A 16,963-nucleotide genomic window follows, 5' to 3' on the forward strand; every position below is an offset into this window, starting at 1 on the left:
GGATTGTCAGAGGCCGTTAATACGCTGGAAGGAGTGGAGCGTATTTTTCAGCAGCATGGCTATGGTCATGGGGCCGACTCCTCCGGGAACAGGGGTCATGGCGGAAGCAATGGCAGAAACGCCCTCAAAATCAACATCACCGACCAGACGGTAACCGCTCTTGGTTGACGGGTCTTCGATGCGGTTGATACCGACGTCTATGACCACTGCGCCAGGTTTAACCATATCAGCCGTGATAAATCCTGCTTTGCCGATAGCCGCGATGAGAATATCAGCCTGAAGGGTGTAGTGGGGAATATTTTTTGTGGCGGAGTGGCAGATGGTGACGGTGCAGTTTGTTGCATCGCTTTTCTGCAGCATGAGATTTGCCATCGGTTTTCCGACAATATTGCTGCGTCCGACTACCACACAGTGTTTTCCTTTGGTTTCAATATTGTAGCGCCCGAGCAGTTCAAGGATTCCATAGGGGGTACAGCTTACAAAACATTTGTCAAGCTCTCCCATGACAAGGCGGCCGAGGTTTTCAGGGTGAAATCCGTCAACATCCTTGGCAGGGTCAATGGCGATCGTAACGGCAAATTCGTCTATCTGTTTCGGCAGAGGCTGCTGAACCAGAATGCCGTGTACCGCCGGATCATTGTTCAACTCCTGAATCTTTTCAAGCAGTTCAGCCTGGGTTGTGTCGGAGGGCATTTCAATTACGGTCGAAAACATGCCGATCTCTTTGCATGTTTTGGCTTTATTGCGTACATAAACCTGCGAGGCAGGATCATGGCCGACAATAATGACGGTCAAGCCGGGTACCTTGCCGGTAGCTTTTCTGTAGGTTTCAACTCCGGTTTTCAGTTCCTCTTTCAGGTCGAGAGAGACCTTTTTTCCATCAATAATGAGCATGGTCGTTTGGCTTTGTTGTGTCTGTTCTTTTGTCGGTGAACGCGTTGTTCCGCCTGTGAAAGCATATAGCTATGAAAAATTCAGCGAAGCAGCAAGCAGGAAAAGCAGAGAGTGGCGGGGGAGGCGTGCAAAAAGAGGCGGGATTTGCAGTCAAGATACGTCCATGTGTATATAATATAATCAATTATAGATAGTTATGTCTCTGGTTTCAATCGGTGATGTACTTGTTGACAGGGAGCTCTTGCAGGCTTTTTTTTCCTGCGACCTTCATGAGTGTAAAGGAAAATGTTGTGTTGAGGGGGAGCTCGGTGCTCCATTAACCGATGCGGAGGCAGAGGCACTTCTCCACGCACCGGAAGAGCTGTTGAGGATGATTCCGGAAAAAAACCTGAAGTATCTGAGGCGGCATGGTTCGATTGAGATCTATCAGGGCCGGCCCTACAGCAGAACCATTGAGAACCGGGAGTGCGTCTTCAGCACTGTTCGTGACGGTATAACATTTTGCGCTATTGAAATCGCATTTCGTGATGGGCTGTGTGATTTTGATAAACCGATCTCCTGCCGATTGTTTCCGATAAGGGTGAGAAAAAAGTTCGGTTTGGATTATCTTGTCTATGAACAGCATGCAATGTGCCGCTCTGCCCGCAAGGCAGGCGGAGAACTTCGGATTCAACTTATTGATTATGTGTATAAAGCTCTTGAGATACGCTACGGATCTGACTGGGTCAGGAGTTTGAAACTATTCGTCGATACATCTTCCTTAAGGTAATGCCGGAAATCAGGCTTCAACAGAAACAAACCACCCTTCTTTCTGCCCAGCAGATTTTAAGCAGTCAGCTTCTCCAGCTGCCGTTGTTGAACCTTGAAGAGCGGATTTTTGAAGAGTTGCAGGAGAACCCTCTTCTTGAACTTGTTGAAGAACGAAAAGATATTGCCGGTGACCTGCCTGACGTGCCGGACACCCATGATGATGAGGAGATGTTTGACTCCGAGGAGCGGTTCAGAAAAAGTTCACTTAAAGAGCGAAATGATCCTCCGCTGCCGGGTGAAGCCGCCGAAGGCAGGCTGAATTTTACCCATGAGAGTGCGCCAAAGGACCGTTTTTTTCAGGCGGTTCAGCATGACAGTTTTTATGAACAGCTTCTTCGCCAGCTTGCCCTCCACGAAGATGTCGGGCCCAGAGAGGGTAAAATTGCGCTTGAGATTCTCGGGAACCTTGATGGTGATGGCTATTTTACCGATGGTTTTGAGGTTATTATCGAGAGCCTCCAGCTTGAAGGGATAGAGGTTCGTAAAAGCGAACTGGAATTGATGCTTCGCAAAATCCAGTTTCTGGATCCACCCGGTATTGCCGCCAGGGATCTTCGCGAAAGGCTTCTTGTTCAGATTGAATTCTTCAGAACCCGGTATGAACCGGCTACCTATGAGATGGCCCGCAGGATTCTATCCGGCCATTATGATGATTTTCTTCATCGCCGCTATGCAAAACTGCTGAAAAAACTCGATGAGCCCGCTGAACGCGTAGAGTCGGCAATTTCCGCTATTGCCGCTCTTGATCCTCATCCGGGAGTTTTTCAGGATGAGGGCGGCCATTATATTACACCCGATTTTCTTGTGACGTATGAAAATGGGGAGCTGACCGCGGTGCTCAATGACCGGAGTGCGCTCTCTGTCAGGATCACCGACCGCTATCAGGATTTGCTCAAGAACAGGCAGAGCCTGAAAGAGGATAAAAAGTTTATCCGCCAGAATCTCAATCGAGCCAAAGAGTTTACCAGTGCCATTGAGACCCGGCGTCAGACCCTGCTGAAGGTTATTGAAGCGCTCATGCACCGGCAGTATGCTTTTTTTATCTCCGGGCCGGAGCAGCTTGTGCCTCTGGGTATGAAAATAATTGCGGCCGATACCGGACTTGATATTTCGACTGTCAGCAGGGCCGTAAACGGCAAGTATGTACAGACATCGTTTGGCGTTTTTGAGCTGAAGTACTTTTTCAGCGCAGGTCTCTCAACCGATGAGGGAGACGATCTGTCGAACAAGATCATCCGGCAATATATTGCTGAAATGGTAGAGAGTGAAGATCACAACAATCCGATGAGTGATGACGCTATGACGGAGTTGTTGATGAAAAGAGGGGTGCATATTGCGAGAAGAACGGTTGCAAAATACCGTGAACAAATGCAAATTCCAGTGGCAAGATTAAGGAAAAAAATATTTTAATTGATGAAAAACAATGAGAAGCCCATCATCCGTTCAACAACGGTGATCGGCGTATTGAGAGATGGCAAGGCGGCGCTTGGCAGTGATGGTCAGATGACTCTTGGCAACACCGTCATCAAGCATTCGACACGCAAAATCAGGAGGTTGTATCAGGGGAAGCTGATTGCAGGGTTTGCCGGTGCAACGGCTGATGCGGTAACCCTTCTTGACCGGTTTGAGGAGAAGCTTGAGGCCTATAACGGAAAGCTTGATCGTGCTGCCGTGGAACTTGCCAAAGAGTGGAGAACCGACAAGTATCTCCGCCGTCTTGAGGCTATGCTTGCTATTGTCAGCAGTGACAAGGCGCTTATCATTTCCGGAACGGGTGATGTCATAGAGCCAGAGGACGGTATTGTCGCTATCGGAAGCGGGAGCATGTATGCGCTCTCTGCCGCGCGTGCGCTCATGAAGCACTCATCGCTTTCGGCCAGGGATATCGTTCAGGAAAGTTTGAAGATCGCATCCGATATCTGTATCTATACCAACGATCACATTATTGTGGAAGAGGTATAACTGTCGGGTTATTTCTCCTGTGTTCCGGATGCCTTGTTGTGTGAAATTCCGGGTGGTAATTACAATTTTTCTGCATTGAAATGACTATGAACAGTAAGGTGAATGTTTTTGCTCTGCCTGAAGGAAACGGGGGGAGAAGAAGTTCTATTGCGGAGCATAATCTGACCCCGAACCAGATTGTTGCGCTTCTTGACAAATATATTATCGGCCAGAAGGAGGCAAAAAAATCGGTAGCCATAGCCCTCCGTAACAGGCTTCGCCGTCAGAATGTGAGTGATGAGCTGCGTGATGAGATCATGCCGAACAACATAATCATGATCGGGCCTACCGGTGTCGGAAAAACCGAGATTGCACGCCGCCTGGCCAAGCTTGCCAAAGCGCCGTTTGTCAAGGTTGAGGCGTCGAAGTTTACTGAAGTGGGTTATGTCGGGCGTGACGTCGAGTCGATGATTCGTGACCTTGTTGATCAGAGTGTGGCAATGGTCAGAAGCGAGAAGTCTGAAGAGGTTCGTGAAAAGGCAGCGCTGCTCGTTGAAGAGCGGCTGCTCGATATTCTTCTTCCTCCTGTAGCGCAATCACAGGAGTCACTTGATGATGACGCTGAAACGGAAGGGGAGGCTCTGCTCTCTCTCTCCACGGAAGAGGGTGATCCGTCAGTGGAGGCAAACCGCCGCAGCCGCCGGAAAATGCTGGAGAGACTGCGCAGCGGCAAACTTGAGGATCGCCAGATTGAGATGGATATCTCCAGTGACTCTTCGGGTGGCGGTATGATGCAGATTTTCGGCCCTCTCGGCCAGATGGAGGAGATCGGCGGTATGATGCAGGACCTTATGAGCGGGCTGCCCCGCAAGCGAAAAAAGAGACGCGTCTCGATAGCCGAAGCCCGGAAACTGCTCGAACAGGAGGAGGTGCAGAAGCTTATTGATATGGAGAGCGTTGTCAAGGAGGCCATCAACAAGGTAGAGCAGTCAGGTATTGTCTTTATCGATGAAATTGACAAAATCGCGGCACCATCAACCGGAGCAGGCGGCAAGGGGCCGGATGTCAGCAGGGAGGGTGTTCAGCGCGATCTGTTGCCGATTGTCGAGGGTTCAAATGTTGCCACAAAGCATGGCATGGTCAAGACCGACCATGTGCTCTTTATTGCTTCCGGAGCCTTTCATGTAGCCAAGCCTTCCGATCTTATCCCCGAGCTTCAGGGGCGTTTTCCGATCAGGGTGGAGTTGAAAAGTCTTACTGAAGAGGACTTTTTCCTGATTCTTACCCAGCCGAAAAATGCCCTTATCAAGCAGTATACCGCTCTTCTTGCCACTGAAGGGGTGGAGTTGAGCTTCAGTGAGGGTGCAATCCGTGAAATTGCCAGAATTGCGGCAAAAGTCAATGAGAGTGTCGAGAATATCGGAGCAAGGCGTCTTCATACCATTCTGACCAATCTTCTTGAGGAGCTGATGTTCAACATTCCGGAAAATGTTTCCGATGAAAAGATTGAGATTGATGAAGCAATGGTCAAGGAAAAACTGAACCATGTTGTCGCCGACAGGGATCTCAGTCAATATATACTCTAACCGTTTTTTCTTAACAGCCGGCACCTGCACCCCTGCAGGGGCCGCCAGAAGCCATAACCATGAGCGGGAATTCCATACTTGTGCTTAACGGTCCGAATCTTTCACGACTCGGCAAACGCGAACCGGAAATTTACGGTCATCAGACACTCGACGATATCAATCGCGGAGTTGCTGAAAGCTTTCCTGACATTCGCTTTGTTTTTTTCCAGTCCGAGGAGGAGGGGCAGCTGCTTGAAAAACTTTTTGAGTGCGAGGACCGGGGCGGTTTTATCGGGGTCATACTGAACGCAGGAGCCTATACACACTACTCAATAGCATTGCGTGATGCTATCAGTGCGGTAGGCCTGCCGGTTGTTGAGGTTCATCTTTCCAATATCTTCGCTCGTGAGGAGTTCCGCCGTTCATCGGTGATTTCGGAAGTGTGCATGGGTGTAATCAGCGGGTTCGGGGCAAACAGCTACCACCTTGGCGTCCGCTCTCTGCTCGGTATTGCCCCCAGGAAGAAGCGTATAACCGTAGCGGTAAACGGGGACTGAGCTGCTCTTGTGAGGGAGGAGAGACTCCCTCTCTCACTCTTCGGAATATTTTTTCAGCAGCGCGCGCATCTCCTCGATTCGCCTCCGGTCACTCGGCATGATCAACGGTTTGTTGAGCGCAGTTTTCATGAGTCTCAGAGCTTCAGCCCTGTTGTTTTTATCAAGCTCGATCAGGGCAAGTTCATGATAGTTTCGGATAATTCTTGAGTCAATGCTGATCGCTTTCCGGAACGCTTTTTCTGCGAGCTCATAATTGCCTTTCGGCATCTCGCCGATGAAGGCATTGCCCACCATCCGTTTAAACCAGCTGATTTTAGCCGCTTCACGATAATAGGATCCGAGAATCGAGAGCGCCGTCTCATCGTTAGGGTTTAATCGCAGGGCACTGTCAATAGCCTTTTTTATCTCTTTTGCACGGTTCAGTTTTTCGTTTGAGCCTGTTTTGTCCGCCATGATTCCCAGTGCAGCGGCATACCAGGAGTGCCCTTTTGCGATGGTGCTGTCGATGGTGATACAGGTTTTTGCATACTCCAGGGCTTTACGGTAGTAGCGCAGCCGTTCATCCTTTTTATTGCGATCGACCGATTCACCAAGACTTACATGCAGCCTGGCGAGTTTCCAGTAGAGTTCTGCATTTCTCGGGTTACGGTGCAGTTCAGCGGTGTAGATTGAATCGGCAGTCGTATAGTTCATGTTCCAGAATGCCTTGTCAGCCAGTTCAACCGGCGATTCGATGCGTTCTGCTGTTATGGCTGATACCGGTATGAAGGAGAAGAGCGCTGAAAGTGCAAAGAGAAGAAGGGGTGAGTTCCGGCAGCCGCAGATTCGTCGAAATATCGGGGTATTGGTCATGGTGCTTTATTTAAACCAGATTGCAGCAGGGTATTTATTGTGCAGAATCCTGTCAAGTCCCAGCCAATGGCCTGAAGGAAAGATTATCATAAGGAGCGCGAAGAGCATGAATGGGGGGAGGGAAAGGTTGTAATAACCACCGGCCGCAAAATTCACTACCAGAAAGAGTGCAAACGCCGCATTGGCTCTGACGGCAATACCGAAAATGAGCCCGATACCGATGATAAGCTCTCCAACGGTAACAATCCATGCAATCGGAAATGCCAGCGGGATGGCAAACTGCTGAAGGTAGAGTGCCTGGAACGAATCAGCCGGCAGTTCGGCAAGCCTTTTGAGAAAATAGAACTGCATGAGGTCGTTCCAGAGCCATCCTTTGACGAGTTTATGCCAGAATCCGTAAAGGAAGAAGAGCGCGAAGAGATACCGGCAGGATAGAAAAAGAATAACTCCCGCAGTTTTAAGCGGATAGTGTTTGAAATATTCCCTTTTCCACTCAAACGTCTTCATGAGCAGATGCGATGAGTTTCGTTGATCCTTGCCGTTGACTGTGCTGAATATAAATATATTTTACTTTAACGGGTACGAAAGGAGATGCGGACTTTTTTTTTATAAGACCGCTACATGAGGTTCTGCGGATCGACATCGACAATAAAAGAGAGTGCCGCACTGCGAAAGCGGGAGATAATATGGTCACTCATCTCTCTGACGAACGCTGCCGAGAGTTTTGCCTCGAACAGCTTTACCAGTACGTGGTATCGAAATCGTCCTTTTATTTTCGCGATTCCAGCGGGGGCGGGTCCGAGAACGGTACCGCTCTCCATCGGGAGATGGGCTGTCAGGGTTTCCTTGCAATAGAGCGCAGCCGATTCCGCCTCCTTTTCATCGGTTGCACTGCATTCGAATTTTATAAGTCGTGACAGTGGGGGGTAGCGGAGTGCCGCTCTTGTTGCACTCTCCTGATCAAAAAACTTTTCATAACTGCCCTGCAGGAGGGCGGTGAATACGTCACTCTCCTTGTTGTAGACCTGAAGATAGACCTCTCCGGGCAAGGTAGAGCGGCCGGCCCGACCGGCAACCTGTGTGAGCAGTGAGAATGTCCGTTCAGATGCTCTGAAATCCGGAATATTAAGCCCGATATCAGCCATAAGCACTCCGACGAGCGTTACGGCAGGGAAGTCGAGTCCCTTGGCAACCATTTGTGTTCCGAGCAGGATGCGGGCTTTTTGATCATGAAACTCCTTGAGTATCCGTCCATGAGAGCCTTTTCTTGTTGTTGTATCAACATCCATTCTGAGAATTTTTTCTTCCGGGAAGAGCTTTTGCAGCTCCTCCTCAATGCGCTCGGTTCCGCTGCTTTTGAAAAACAGGTCGGTTGACTGGCACTTTTCGCATGACGCCCTGAATTTTACGCGATGACCGCAGTAGTGGCAGCGGAGATGATTCTCGGCTGCATGGTAGACCATCGGGATGTTGCAAAACCGGCAAAGGGGGGTGTGACCGCAGGAGAGACAGAAGATGCTTCCTGCAAACCCCCTTCTGTTCTGCAGAAGGATGACCTGCTCGTTTTTTTCGAGGCGCAGCTCTATCTGGCGGAAGAGCAGCTCTGAAATTGATGATGAGGCTTTCGGACTCTCTTTCATCCAGACAAGCTTGATGAGAGGCATTGCGGCTCCATCAACACGCTCCCTGAGATTGATCAGGCTGTATTTGCCGTTTCGGGCATTATGGTATGATTCAAAAGAGGGGGTTGCCGAACCGAGAACACAGATTGCCTTGCTGAAAAGGGCTCTCATGATTGCCGTATCCCTGGCTTGATAACGGGGGGTTCGATCCTGTTTGTAGGCGCCGTCATGCTCTTCATCTACAATGATTGCACCGAGGTTTTTCAGTGGAGCAAAAATGGTTGAACGCGCCCCGAGCGCTATTTTGGTTTTTCCCTGCCTGAGGCTGTGCCATGCGTCATATTTTTCCTGATTACTCATCCCGCTGTGCAGTATCGTGATATCATCATGGAAGTGCTGACGGAATCGTCCGGCGGTCTGTGGCGTGAGCGATATTTCCGGCACAAGAACAATGGCGGTTTTGCCTGCGGCAAGGACACTTTTCAGGAACTCGATATAGACAAGGGTTTTTCCGCTTCCTGTCACACCATGCAGAAGGAAGGTGGCATACCGTTTATTGTTCAGGGCAGATTGCAGTGCTTCAAGTGCATGCTTTTGTGCGGCTGTCGGATTTTTTACGGATTGCGGCTCCTCAGCAAATCCGCTTGAAAAATTACTTTTCACCTCAATCTGAACCTTTTCAACCAAACCTTTTTTTACCAGAGCATTGAGAATCTCCCTTGAGCTGCCTATGGTCTCTGCCGGAACACAGGGGTCGGTAGTCGATGAGAGTGCAAGGAACGCCTCAAGCTGTTTCAGCGCTCCATGAAGGCTCTCCTCAGCGCCCTCCGGCACGGTTTCGCTCAGGCGGTAAGCTGTTTGCAGTTTCGGTCGTGTGGAGGTGAACTTTTTGGTGAGTCTCAGATGTCCGCCGCGTTCAAGCTCCGAGAGGGTCCGGTAGAGCTGTTTTTTGCCGAGCCGTCGCTGAAGCTGAAGCATGGTCAACCGTTTTTCCCTGATCATCAGTTGCATGATTGAGCGCCGCAACGTCGTGTTGATGACCCGCCTGTTTTCAGCCTGCAGGGAAAAGTCGGTGAGTTCCACCATGTCATGAATCGTGGTGCGGACAGCAGCTGGCAGAGCGGCACTGATGGTGTCAATTCTGCGGGAGAGGTAGTAATCAGCCATCCACCCGGTCAGTTTCAGGAGATCTTCACCAAGGAGCGGTTCGCCATCATAGAGCAGATCGATGATCTCTGTTTCGGAGGGTTCAGCCGGATTATCTTCGGCAAGCTCGATGATGTAGCCGATTGAGATGGACTCTGCTCCTTTTTTTCGGGCAAGGAGTACCATACATCCGGCCTGGATCTCCTGCTCCATTGAGGCGGGTACCATTACGGTAAATGGTTCTCCCCTGAACAGTTTTTCTGCGACGATCAGTGCTTGCATGGCGGTGAATGAAAAAAGTCAGTGCCGGGCACTGACTTTTTTTTTATCGGAATACGCTTTCGGGAATGCTCAGCCATTGATCGCTTCGAGAATCCTGTCGCGAATCTCTTCCACTTTTCCGGTTCCCTTGATCCTGTTGTATTTCGGCCCCTTTGCGGTGCAGTTCTGTGAAGAGAGGTTCAGATAGTAATTGATCAGCGGCGAGGTCAGTTCATGATAAACTTCAAGGCGTTTTTTAACCGTCTCCTCCTCATCATCCGCCCTCTGCACCAGTGGATCTCCGGTTTCATCATCAATTCCATCTGTTTTCGGCGGATTGAACTGTATGTGGTAGGTTCTTCCTGAAGCCGGATGTACGCGGCGTCCGCTCATCCTTTCGATAATATCACGGTCTTCAACATTGATCTCAACGACATGGTCGATTTTGATCCCGTCACTTCTCAGTGCTTCTGCCTGTGCGATGGTACGGGGAAAACCGTCAAAAAGGCAGCCATTGGCACAGTCAGCCTCTTTCAGCCGGTCTTTGACCAGTCCGATAATGATCTCATCGGAAACAAGCTGTCCTGCATCCATGATTTGTTTTGCCTGGATACCGAGAGGTGTTCCCGCTTTTACCGCAGCGCGCAGCATATCACCGGTTGAAATCTGTGGTATACCCAGAGATTTGGAGATGAAGTTTGACTGCGTGCCTTTTCCCGCACCTGGTGCTCCGAGTAGAATTATTATCATCAAACCGTGTTTATATGTTTTTTTTGGTAGTAATGATCGTCACTTTTGGCCGAGAGGCTACTGCCTTGCCTGCTGATGCCGGGGTTTCAGATTGAGCTGAAGAAGAGCCGTTCTCTGCTGCACTGCCTGCCGAATGAGAGGTATCACCATTTTTTTCGGCTGGCTTGTTAAGTTGTATGGTTTGAACCGGTGCTCTTTTCTTGAATTCGATAGCGGTTGCTTTAGGGCTCCCTTCCGGCTTTTTTTGATGCTGAAGGCGGGCGTTATCAAATATCTGCTGGAATGATGCTGATGGCCCGTTTACATCGACCGAGCGATAGTGATAGTCCTCATCCTTGATCTGCTGATGGCGGAACTCAAAATCAAGTGCGCCAAGCATCATTCGGATAATCCTGCGGCTCTCACCCAGATCACCTCTCGATTCAATGCGGGTTTCTGCTTTTGCATTGATCGTGGTTATCGGGCGGCCATTGATGTCGGTCTCCTCAAAAAGGCCGAATGTTACATCGATTTTCATGCCGAAAAGAAGCACGGAGGTCACTTCCCCCCTGATGGTGGTCGTGCCGCCGACAGCTGTTTTTTCACTTTTCAGTTCCCAGCCAACCCAGTGATCAATTTTGCCGGAAATAAAATCTCTGATTTCGTCAACAGGTTTGTCGTATCGTCTGACTTTCAGTTCATGAAATACCGGCTTTTCCGACGTGTGTGTTGCATTGCTGGTTAAGCCGTGATACGTTTTGTTGAACTCATTCTGGAAAGGAATTAAATCGATCAAATCCATGGTATTTAAGGCGATTATAGATTATTGCGATTCTGCCATGCCGGTTGTTGCCAGTTGACCGCATGCCGCATTAATTGTCGTACCGTAGCTTTTTCTGACCGTGACATGCAGGCCTGAATCAATGAGGTATTGCTGGAACACCTCTCTGGAGGAGCTGTTTACAGGCTTGAACCTGATATTAATGATAGAATTGTAATCAATCAAATTTATTTTGCATAAAAAGCCGTGAGCAAACCGTGCCAGCAGTTTTGCGTCTTCAAGCGAGTCGTTGATACCTTTCTGCAGCATATAGACAATCGTGACCGGCATGGCGGTTGCCGAGCTATAGCCGGCAAGTGCTTTACCGAGCTCATTAAGCGGATAGAGCTTTGCTGCGACCGGCATGAGTGACTCCCGTTTCTGCTGTTCGGCAGCATGAAGGGAGACGGCGAGCTTGGTTTTCAATCCTGAAGCGCCCAGTTTCCGTATTTGCGGAATAACACCCACGGTTGAAATGGTTATTTTTTTCTGGGATAGCGTGACGTTGTAGTTTTTTGTTGTCAGGGTTTCTATCGATTCCAGAATATTGTCGTAGTTCATGAGCGGCTCTCCCATACCCATAAAAACAATATTGGTGATTTTTTTGTCGGGCTTTCTCATGGAAACTATGGCATTGAGCGCATAAACCTGTCCGGCAATCTCCCCGGCGGTAAGATTTCGATGCAGTCCCATTTTTCCTGTTGCACAGAATGTGCACTGAAACGCGCACCCGGCCTGCGAGGAGAGGCAAGCGGTCAATCTGTTCTCGGCAGGAATGAGGACGGTTTCAATCAGTTCGTTATCCGGCAGTTTCAGCAGGATTTTTTCTGTGAGGTTGTCCCCGCTCTCTTCGGTACTCTCAAGGTGATCTACAAGCTGAAGATGGCTGATAGAGAAGGTTTCTGCAAGCTTTTGGCGAAGTGTCCGGCTGAGTGTTGTCATCTCCTCAAAGCTCTTTGCCTGATGACTGAAAAGCCACTGATGAATCTGTGCCGCCCTGAATGAGGGTTCATCAAGCGATGCAATGGCATGCTGAAGCTCCGGGAAGCTCAGATCAATAATGTTGGGAAGAGCGGTGGTCATGGTCTCCATTTCATGTTACGCCAGAGGGTATACAATTTTACGGTTACGCTGTATGGATTTCACAGAACGCGCGCCGGTGATGCTTCATGCGGAATATATGCTCTTTTGCGTAAACCAGTGCTGATATTGTTCTATCTTTACTCTGGATCGCAGACCGCCTTCGGCGGCCCCTTAATCGGGGAGTAACTGCCCTGAAGTAACCCGGAAAAATATCCGGTGGTGTGGCTTTATATGCAAGGTTCATGTAGCTAAAGAAGGAGGGTGAAATGTACGGAAGAGTCTTGAGGGTTGTGATTATGGTGCTCTGCTCTGTTGTTCTGACAACAGGCGGCAGCCGGGCATCCCGGGCAACGGAAAAGAAGAAAACCTCCGGTGCAGAGGCCGTAAACCCCGGTGAGAAGAAGAGCGACTTCGATGCCCATGACCCGACGGTGCGCTACCATTTCAAGGATAATGATATGGACTGGACCTTCGGCTTCCTGCTCGGCAATACGAGCAACCATGGCATGGAGATCGGCGAGGCCTACTACACCGCAAGTCAGATCAAGGACGGGGAGGCGGCCAGTTGGCAGGCGGAGTGGATCAGGATGGCTGACCGGCTTGCGGCAAGAGCGGAAAAGAGCCTGAACAAAGGCCATAAGGTGAGTGCAACCCGGCAGATGCAGCGGGCTTCCTATTACTACCGTGCGGGCATCATCTCCATGCTTCCCGATGATCCCCGCCTCAACGAGGTCGCCGGCCGCAGCCGCACGCTGCTCCGCAAGGCCGGTGAGTTGATGGATCCGCCATTGGAGTATTTCGAAGTGCCCTTTGAGGGGGTGGTTTTGCCCGGCTATTTCCGCAAGGCTGACAAGAGCGGGAAACCTCGCCCGACGCTCTTCATGGTCGGCGGAGGGGAGACGTTTGCCGAAGATCTATGGTTCCACATTGCCCCCCAGACCTTTGAGCGGGGATACAACTTCGTCGCTGTAGATCTTCCGGGCCAGGGGTTGCTCCCCTGGAAAGGCAAGTATTTCCGGCCAGCCATGAACCTTCCCATCTCAGCAGTCATTGACTATGCTCTCAAGCGCCCGGAGGTTGATCCCTTGCGGTTTGCTGCCTATGGTATCAGTGGCGGCGGGGGTTTTGTGCCCCAGGCTGCCATGCATGATTCCCGCATCAAGGCTGTAGCAGTCACGGCGGCAGTGGTTGATGCCGAACAGCTCTTCAGCACCATGCCGGTGGCTACCACGACCCCCGGGGTGCTGGAGGGTTTTGCCAGCTTCCATCGCAATGTGGTCAAACTTGTGGCATTTCGCTGGGGCGTGAAGATGGACAATATTCCCGGTCTGGTCGCGGCCAACAAGGGCTTTACTTTTGATCCGGCAAAGGTTACGGTTCCCACCCTCTTGCTGGTAGGTGCGGGCGAGTATGCCAGCAAGGAGGTCCAGCGCCAGCAGCTGGAATGCATGGCTAAATTGCCCGACTCCCGTTCAAGGCTGATTGTTACAGGTTTTGAGGACGGGGCTTCCAGCCACTGCATCGGCGAGAACCGCAGTCTGATGGGGGAGATCCTGTTCGACTGGCTGGATGAGGTTTTCAAGGATACGGGGAGGTAAAATACTGTATCTGTTTGCTCGAAGAGACTACCCTGTGTGGCACACTGCTTTTCAAATCCGGAGATGAGGAGATTCAGGAAGGATGGGAAGTATGGCTTTTCGTAAACTGCTGGCAGTTCTGCTGCTGCTCACCGCATTACCGCTTCCGGTGAGCGCCGGCGGAATAAACTGTAATGTTATTCAGCTGCATAGCGGACCGATATGCGGCAGAGCAGAGGGCGACGTGCGTATCTTCCTGGGGATTCCCTATGCGGCACCCCCGGTTGGTCCCTTGAGATGGAAGCCCCCGGAGGAAGTTGCTTCGTGGGCACAGGTGAGAAACTGCAAGGAGTTCGGCCCCTCCTGCCCGCAGCCGAAAGAGAAGGATAACGCTCTGTACAGCGAGGACTGCCTCTACCTGAATATCTGGACCACGGCCAAAAAACCTGATGAGAAACTGCCGGTTATGGTCTGGATTCATGGTGGAGCCTTTAATTTTGGATCCGCATCACTGCCCGAATACAACGGCAGGAATCTTGCCCGAAAGGGGGTGGTTGTTGTGACCATCAATTACCGCCTCGGGCCGCTGGGATTTCTTGTTCATCCGCTGCTCTCAAGGGAATCCCCCCATGGCACCTCGGGCAACTACGGCTTGCTCGACCAGATCGCCGCCCTGAAATGGATACAACGCAATATCGCTGCTTTCGGAGGGGATCCAGGGAGGGTAACCCTTTTCGGCCAATCCGCCGGATCCCGATCTGTTTCGCTGCAGTTGATCACTCCGTTATCTGCCGGGCTTTTTCATCGGGCTATAGCTGAAAGCGGCGGGCCGATTATCGGTTCGGAGTACCTCTCTTTGGCCTTTAACGGCGACATGGCTAATGTGTCGAAAATGGGCCGGCAACTGGCCTCGAAACTTGGCTGCGACAGCGCTCGGGATGTAGTGGCTGCCATGCGCGCCAGATCAGCAGAGGAGATAGTGAAGGCAGCCGATTGCACTACAGGCATATTTGACGAGGGCCTTTTTTTTGCGCCGGTTTTTGATGGCCGGGTGCTTCCCGAAGATCCGCTCGCAGCATACCGGGGAGGAAAGCAGCATGATGTGCCGATTATCACCGGAAGCACGCTCAATGAAGGCAATATTTATCTGGCCGATGAAAAAGATTTATCAGTTGAGAAATATCGATCATTCCTGCACTCAAGATTTGGCGATAATTCCGCGAAAGCCTTTGAGCTCTTCCCTGCCCGAAAAACAGGAGAAGTTGCACCGGCTATTGATAAAATCCTTACGGTTGCAGCAAATGCTCAACCGGCAAGGCTCGTGGTCCGATCCATGGAACGAAAAAAATCCAGGGCATATCTCTACCAGTTCACCCGCCTGCCCGACACCGTGCTGGCGCGAAAACTGGGAGTGCATCATGGTGTTGAGCTGGCCTATGTCTTTGGAAATATGGCGGAGTCCGGGGGTTACAATCAGACGGACAGGAGGCTTTCCGAAAAGATGATGGCTTACTGGGTCAACTTTGCTGCAACCGGTAATCCCAATGGTCCGGGCCTTCTTGATTGGCCGGCATACACCGCCACAACCGACATCAATCTGGAGTTTTCGGATACCCTGCACATCAACAGAGAGCTGTTCAGGAAAGAGGCTGATTTCATCGATCGGATAAGCAGCATGCGAAGAGCCGCGGCAAAAGAGTGAAAAGAGGGGAGAGGGTTGAACGCTTGGGTGTGATAGCGTGGAAACGGCTGCTCGCAGTGAAGAAAAAATATTTATCTGTCAAACATTATTCTCCCTGTTTCTTTGTTTATCTTTTATCTTTAAAAACATTTCCCGACTATAGCGTAAGGCTTGATTGAGGGACTTCCTGAGAAATTCGCGCTGTTTTTTTTGGTGCCGGGAGTGTTTTTGATGACTGTTATTGGGCTTGACGTGTTGTTATTAAGTGTTTTATGTGGCATTAGAAGGAAAGGGCATAGAATGAGTTTTGTTTTTGATAAAGTTACTGCAAACGAATGATATTACCCGAGTATGGAAGGACGCTTAACGCCGAGGAATGGTCTCCGGTAATTGATGAGCTGATTGAAGGTCAGCATATTGTTCTGACGACGCATGAGAATTCAGATGGTGATGGCCTCGGAAGCGAGGTAGCTCTTGCGCTGTTGCTCAAGCTGCTTGGCAAGGAGGTCTCAATTGTGAATCCGACTGAGGTCCCCCCGAACTACAGGTTTCTTACCCATCTCTATCCGATAAGCCTCTTTGACGACAGGGATGAGGATGCTATACAGGCCTTGTCGCTTTGTGATGTTGTTGTGCTTCTTGATGCAAATCTTCGTGACAGGATGGGTTCGCTCTGGCCGCATGTTAGTTTTTCCAAAGAGCTCGGAAGCCTGAAAATTGTCTGTGTCGATCATCATCTTGAACCTGATGATTTTACCGATGTCATGGTGTGTGAAAACTATGCATCCTCGACCGGTGAACTTATCTATGACCTGATCTACGCGTTTCAGAAGAGGCTGGGCCGTGAACTGTTCACGCCCCAAATTGCCGAAGCGCTCTATGTTTCGGTTATGACGGATACCGGATCATTCAGGTTTCCGAAAACATCCCCCTATGTCTACCGGCTTGCCGGTGACCTTGTCAGCAAAGGGGCAAATGCTTCGGATATCTACGACAAGATCTATAACTCGCTTACCTGCCAGGCACTCAAGCTGCTCGGAGCTGCATTGAGCGCTATCACGGTGCTTGATGATGGAGTGATTTCATGGCTTTTTATCTCTCAGGATATGTTAAAAGCGACCGGGAGTAAGCTTTTTGATACCGATCTCATCATCCAGTATCTGCTGAGTGTACCAACCGTGCAAATTGCCGTGCTTATGGTTGAGATGCAGGATGGCAGAACAAAGGCGAGTTTTCGCTCACGCGGCAATATTTACGTCAACCAGCTGGCAAAAAAATATGGAGGAGGGGGGCATATGAATGCTGCCGGATGTCTCTTCCAGTTTTCGTCCGACAGGGCCCAGAAGGTACTTCTTGAAGATTTGAGAGCATTTCTTAAAACAGCATCCAGTCAGGTTGAAGGTGTTAACAACGAACAAGCGTGAT

The 16,963-nt window shown here is 50.3% G+C and carries 15 protein-coding genes; 8 read left to right on the plus strand and 7 right to left on the minus strand.

Annotation, left to right across the window (positions count from 1 at the left end; translation table 11 throughout):
* Positions 1 to 6 precede the first annotated feature (6 nt).
* Complete coding sequence (gene folD / locus CFERDRAFT_RS03655) at positions 7 to 894, minus strand: bifunctional methylenetetrahydrofolate dehydrogenase/methenyltetrahydrofolate cyclohydrolase FolD (protein ID WP_006365859.1); 888 nt, start codon at positions 892 to 894, stop codon at positions 7 to 9.
* A gap of 196 nt (positions 895 to 1,090) precedes the next feature.
* On the opposite strand from folD, the gene CFERDRAFT_RS03660 reads away from it, so the two are divergent.
* The 5 genes from CFERDRAFT_RS03660 (at position 1,091) to aroQ (ending at position 5,767) form a co-directional block, all read left to right on the plus strand.
* Positions 1,091 to 1,663 (plus strand): DUF3109 family protein, encoded by a 573-nt coding sequence (locus tag CFERDRAFT_RS03660; RefSeq protein ID WP_006365860.1) that lies wholly within the window; start codon positions 1,091 to 1,093, stop codon positions 1,661 to 1,663.
* Positions 1,663 to 3,114 carry an RNA polymerase factor sigma-54 gene (rpoN, locus tag CFERDRAFT_RS03665; RefSeq protein WP_006365861.1) on the plus strand — a complete coding sequence of 484 codons (1,452 nt, stop codon included), beginning with the start codon at positions 1,663 to 1,665 and terminating at the stop codon, positions 3,112 to 3,114. Before CFERDRAFT_RS03660 ends, rpoN begins: the two co-directional genes overlap by 1 nt.
* 3 nt (positions 3,115 to 3,117) lie before the next feature.
* The gene (gene hslV, locus CFERDRAFT_RS03670) at positions 3,118 to 3,666 is read left to right on the plus strand and encodes an ATP-dependent protease subunit HslV (protein ID WP_006365862.1); all 549 of its coding nucleotides are present in this window, start codon (positions 3,118 to 3,120) and stop codon (positions 3,664 to 3,666) included.
* An 86-nt stretch (positions 3,667 to 3,752) separates the two neighbouring features.
* On the plus strand, positions 3,753 to 5,231 hold the full coding sequence (gene hslU / locus CFERDRAFT_RS03675) for an ATP-dependent protease ATPase subunit HslU (protein ID WP_408605308.1): 1,479 nt from the start codon (positions 3,753 to 3,755) through the stop codon (positions 5,229 to 5,231).
* Positions 5,232 to 5,290: 59 nt separating this feature from the next.
* A complete protein-coding gene (gene aroQ, locus CFERDRAFT_RS03680) occupies positions 5,291 to 5,767 on the plus strand; it encodes a type II 3-dehydroquinate dehydratase (protein WP_006365864.1) in 477 nt (158 codons plus the stop codon).
* Between the two features lie 33 nt (positions 5,768 to 5,800).
* On the opposite strand, the gene CFERDRAFT_RS03685 is transcribed toward aroQ, so the two are convergent.
* From CFERDRAFT_RS03685 to rlmN, 6 genes are all read right to left on the minus strand, one after another.
* Positions 5,801 to 6,619, minus strand: coding sequence for a tetratricopeptide repeat protein (locus tag CFERDRAFT_RS03685; RefSeq protein WP_006365865.1), 819 nt, complete (start codon positions 6,617 to 6,619; stop codon positions 5,801 to 5,803).
* 6 nt (positions 6,620 to 6,625) lie between these two features.
* Positions 6,626 to 7,126: a MauE/DoxX family redox-associated membrane protein gene (locus tag CFERDRAFT_RS03690; RefSeq protein ID WP_006365866.1), complete on the minus strand. Its 501-nt coding sequence runs from the start codon at positions 7,124 to 7,126 to the stop codon at positions 6,626 to 6,628.
* 110 nt (positions 7,127 to 7,236) lie between these two features.
* Positions 7,237 to 9,669: a replication restart helicase PriA gene (gene priA, locus CFERDRAFT_RS03695; protein ID WP_006365867.1), complete on the minus strand. Its 2,433-nt coding sequence runs from the start codon at positions 9,667 to 9,669 to the stop codon at positions 7,237 to 7,239.
* Positions 9,670 to 9,738: 69 nt separating this feature from the next.
* On the minus strand, positions 9,739 to 10,398 hold the full coding sequence (adk, locus tag CFERDRAFT_RS03700; RefSeq protein WP_006365868.1) for an adenylate kinase: 660 nt from the start codon (positions 10,396 to 10,398) through the stop codon (positions 9,739 to 9,741).
* 10 nt (positions 10,399 to 10,408) lie between these two features.
* Positions 10,409 to 11,179 carry a hypothetical protein gene (locus CFERDRAFT_RS03705; protein WP_006365869.1) on the minus strand — a complete coding sequence of 257 codons (771 nt, stop codon included), beginning with the start codon at positions 11,177 to 11,179 and terminating at the stop codon, positions 10,409 to 10,411.
* A gap of 21 nt (positions 11,180 to 11,200) precedes the next feature.
* Positions 11,201 to 12,289, minus strand: a complete 1,089-nt coding sequence (gene rlmN / locus CFERDRAFT_RS03710; RefSeq protein WP_006365870.1) for a 23S rRNA (adenine(2503)-C(2))-methyltransferase RlmN — start codon at positions 12,287 to 12,289, stop codon at positions 11,201 to 11,203.
* 257 nt (positions 12,290 to 12,546) lie between these two features.
* Between rlmN and CFERDRAFT_RS03715 the strand changes: the two genes are divergently transcribed.
* The 3 genes from CFERDRAFT_RS03715 (at position 12,547) to CFERDRAFT_RS03725 (ending at position 16,962) form a co-directional block, all read left to right on the plus strand.
* Positions 12,547 to 13,878: an alpha/beta hydrolase family protein gene (locus tag CFERDRAFT_RS03715; protein ID WP_006365871.1), complete on the plus strand. Its 1,332-nt coding sequence runs from the start codon at positions 12,547 to 12,549 to the stop codon at positions 13,876 to 13,878.
* A 91-nt stretch (positions 13,879 to 13,969) separates the two neighbouring features.
* A complete protein-coding gene (locus CFERDRAFT_RS03720; protein ID WP_198002390.1) occupies positions 13,970 to 15,559 on the plus strand; it encodes a carboxylesterase/lipase family protein in 1,590 nt (529 codons plus the stop codon).
* 314 nt (positions 15,560 to 15,873) lie between these two features.
* Positions 15,874 to 16,962 (plus strand): DHH family phosphoesterase, encoded by a 1,089-nt coding sequence (locus tag CFERDRAFT_RS03725; protein ID WP_006365873.1) that lies wholly within the window; start codon positions 15,874 to 15,876, stop codon positions 16,960 to 16,962.
* The last annotated feature ends 1 nt before the right edge of the window (position 16,963 follow it).

The sequence above is a fragment of the Chlorobium ferrooxidans DSM 13031 genome (assembly GCF_000168715.1).
Taxonomy (GTDB): domain Bacteria; phylum Bacteroidota; class Chlorobiia; order Chlorobiales; family Chlorobiaceae; genus Chlorobium; species Chlorobium ferrooxidans.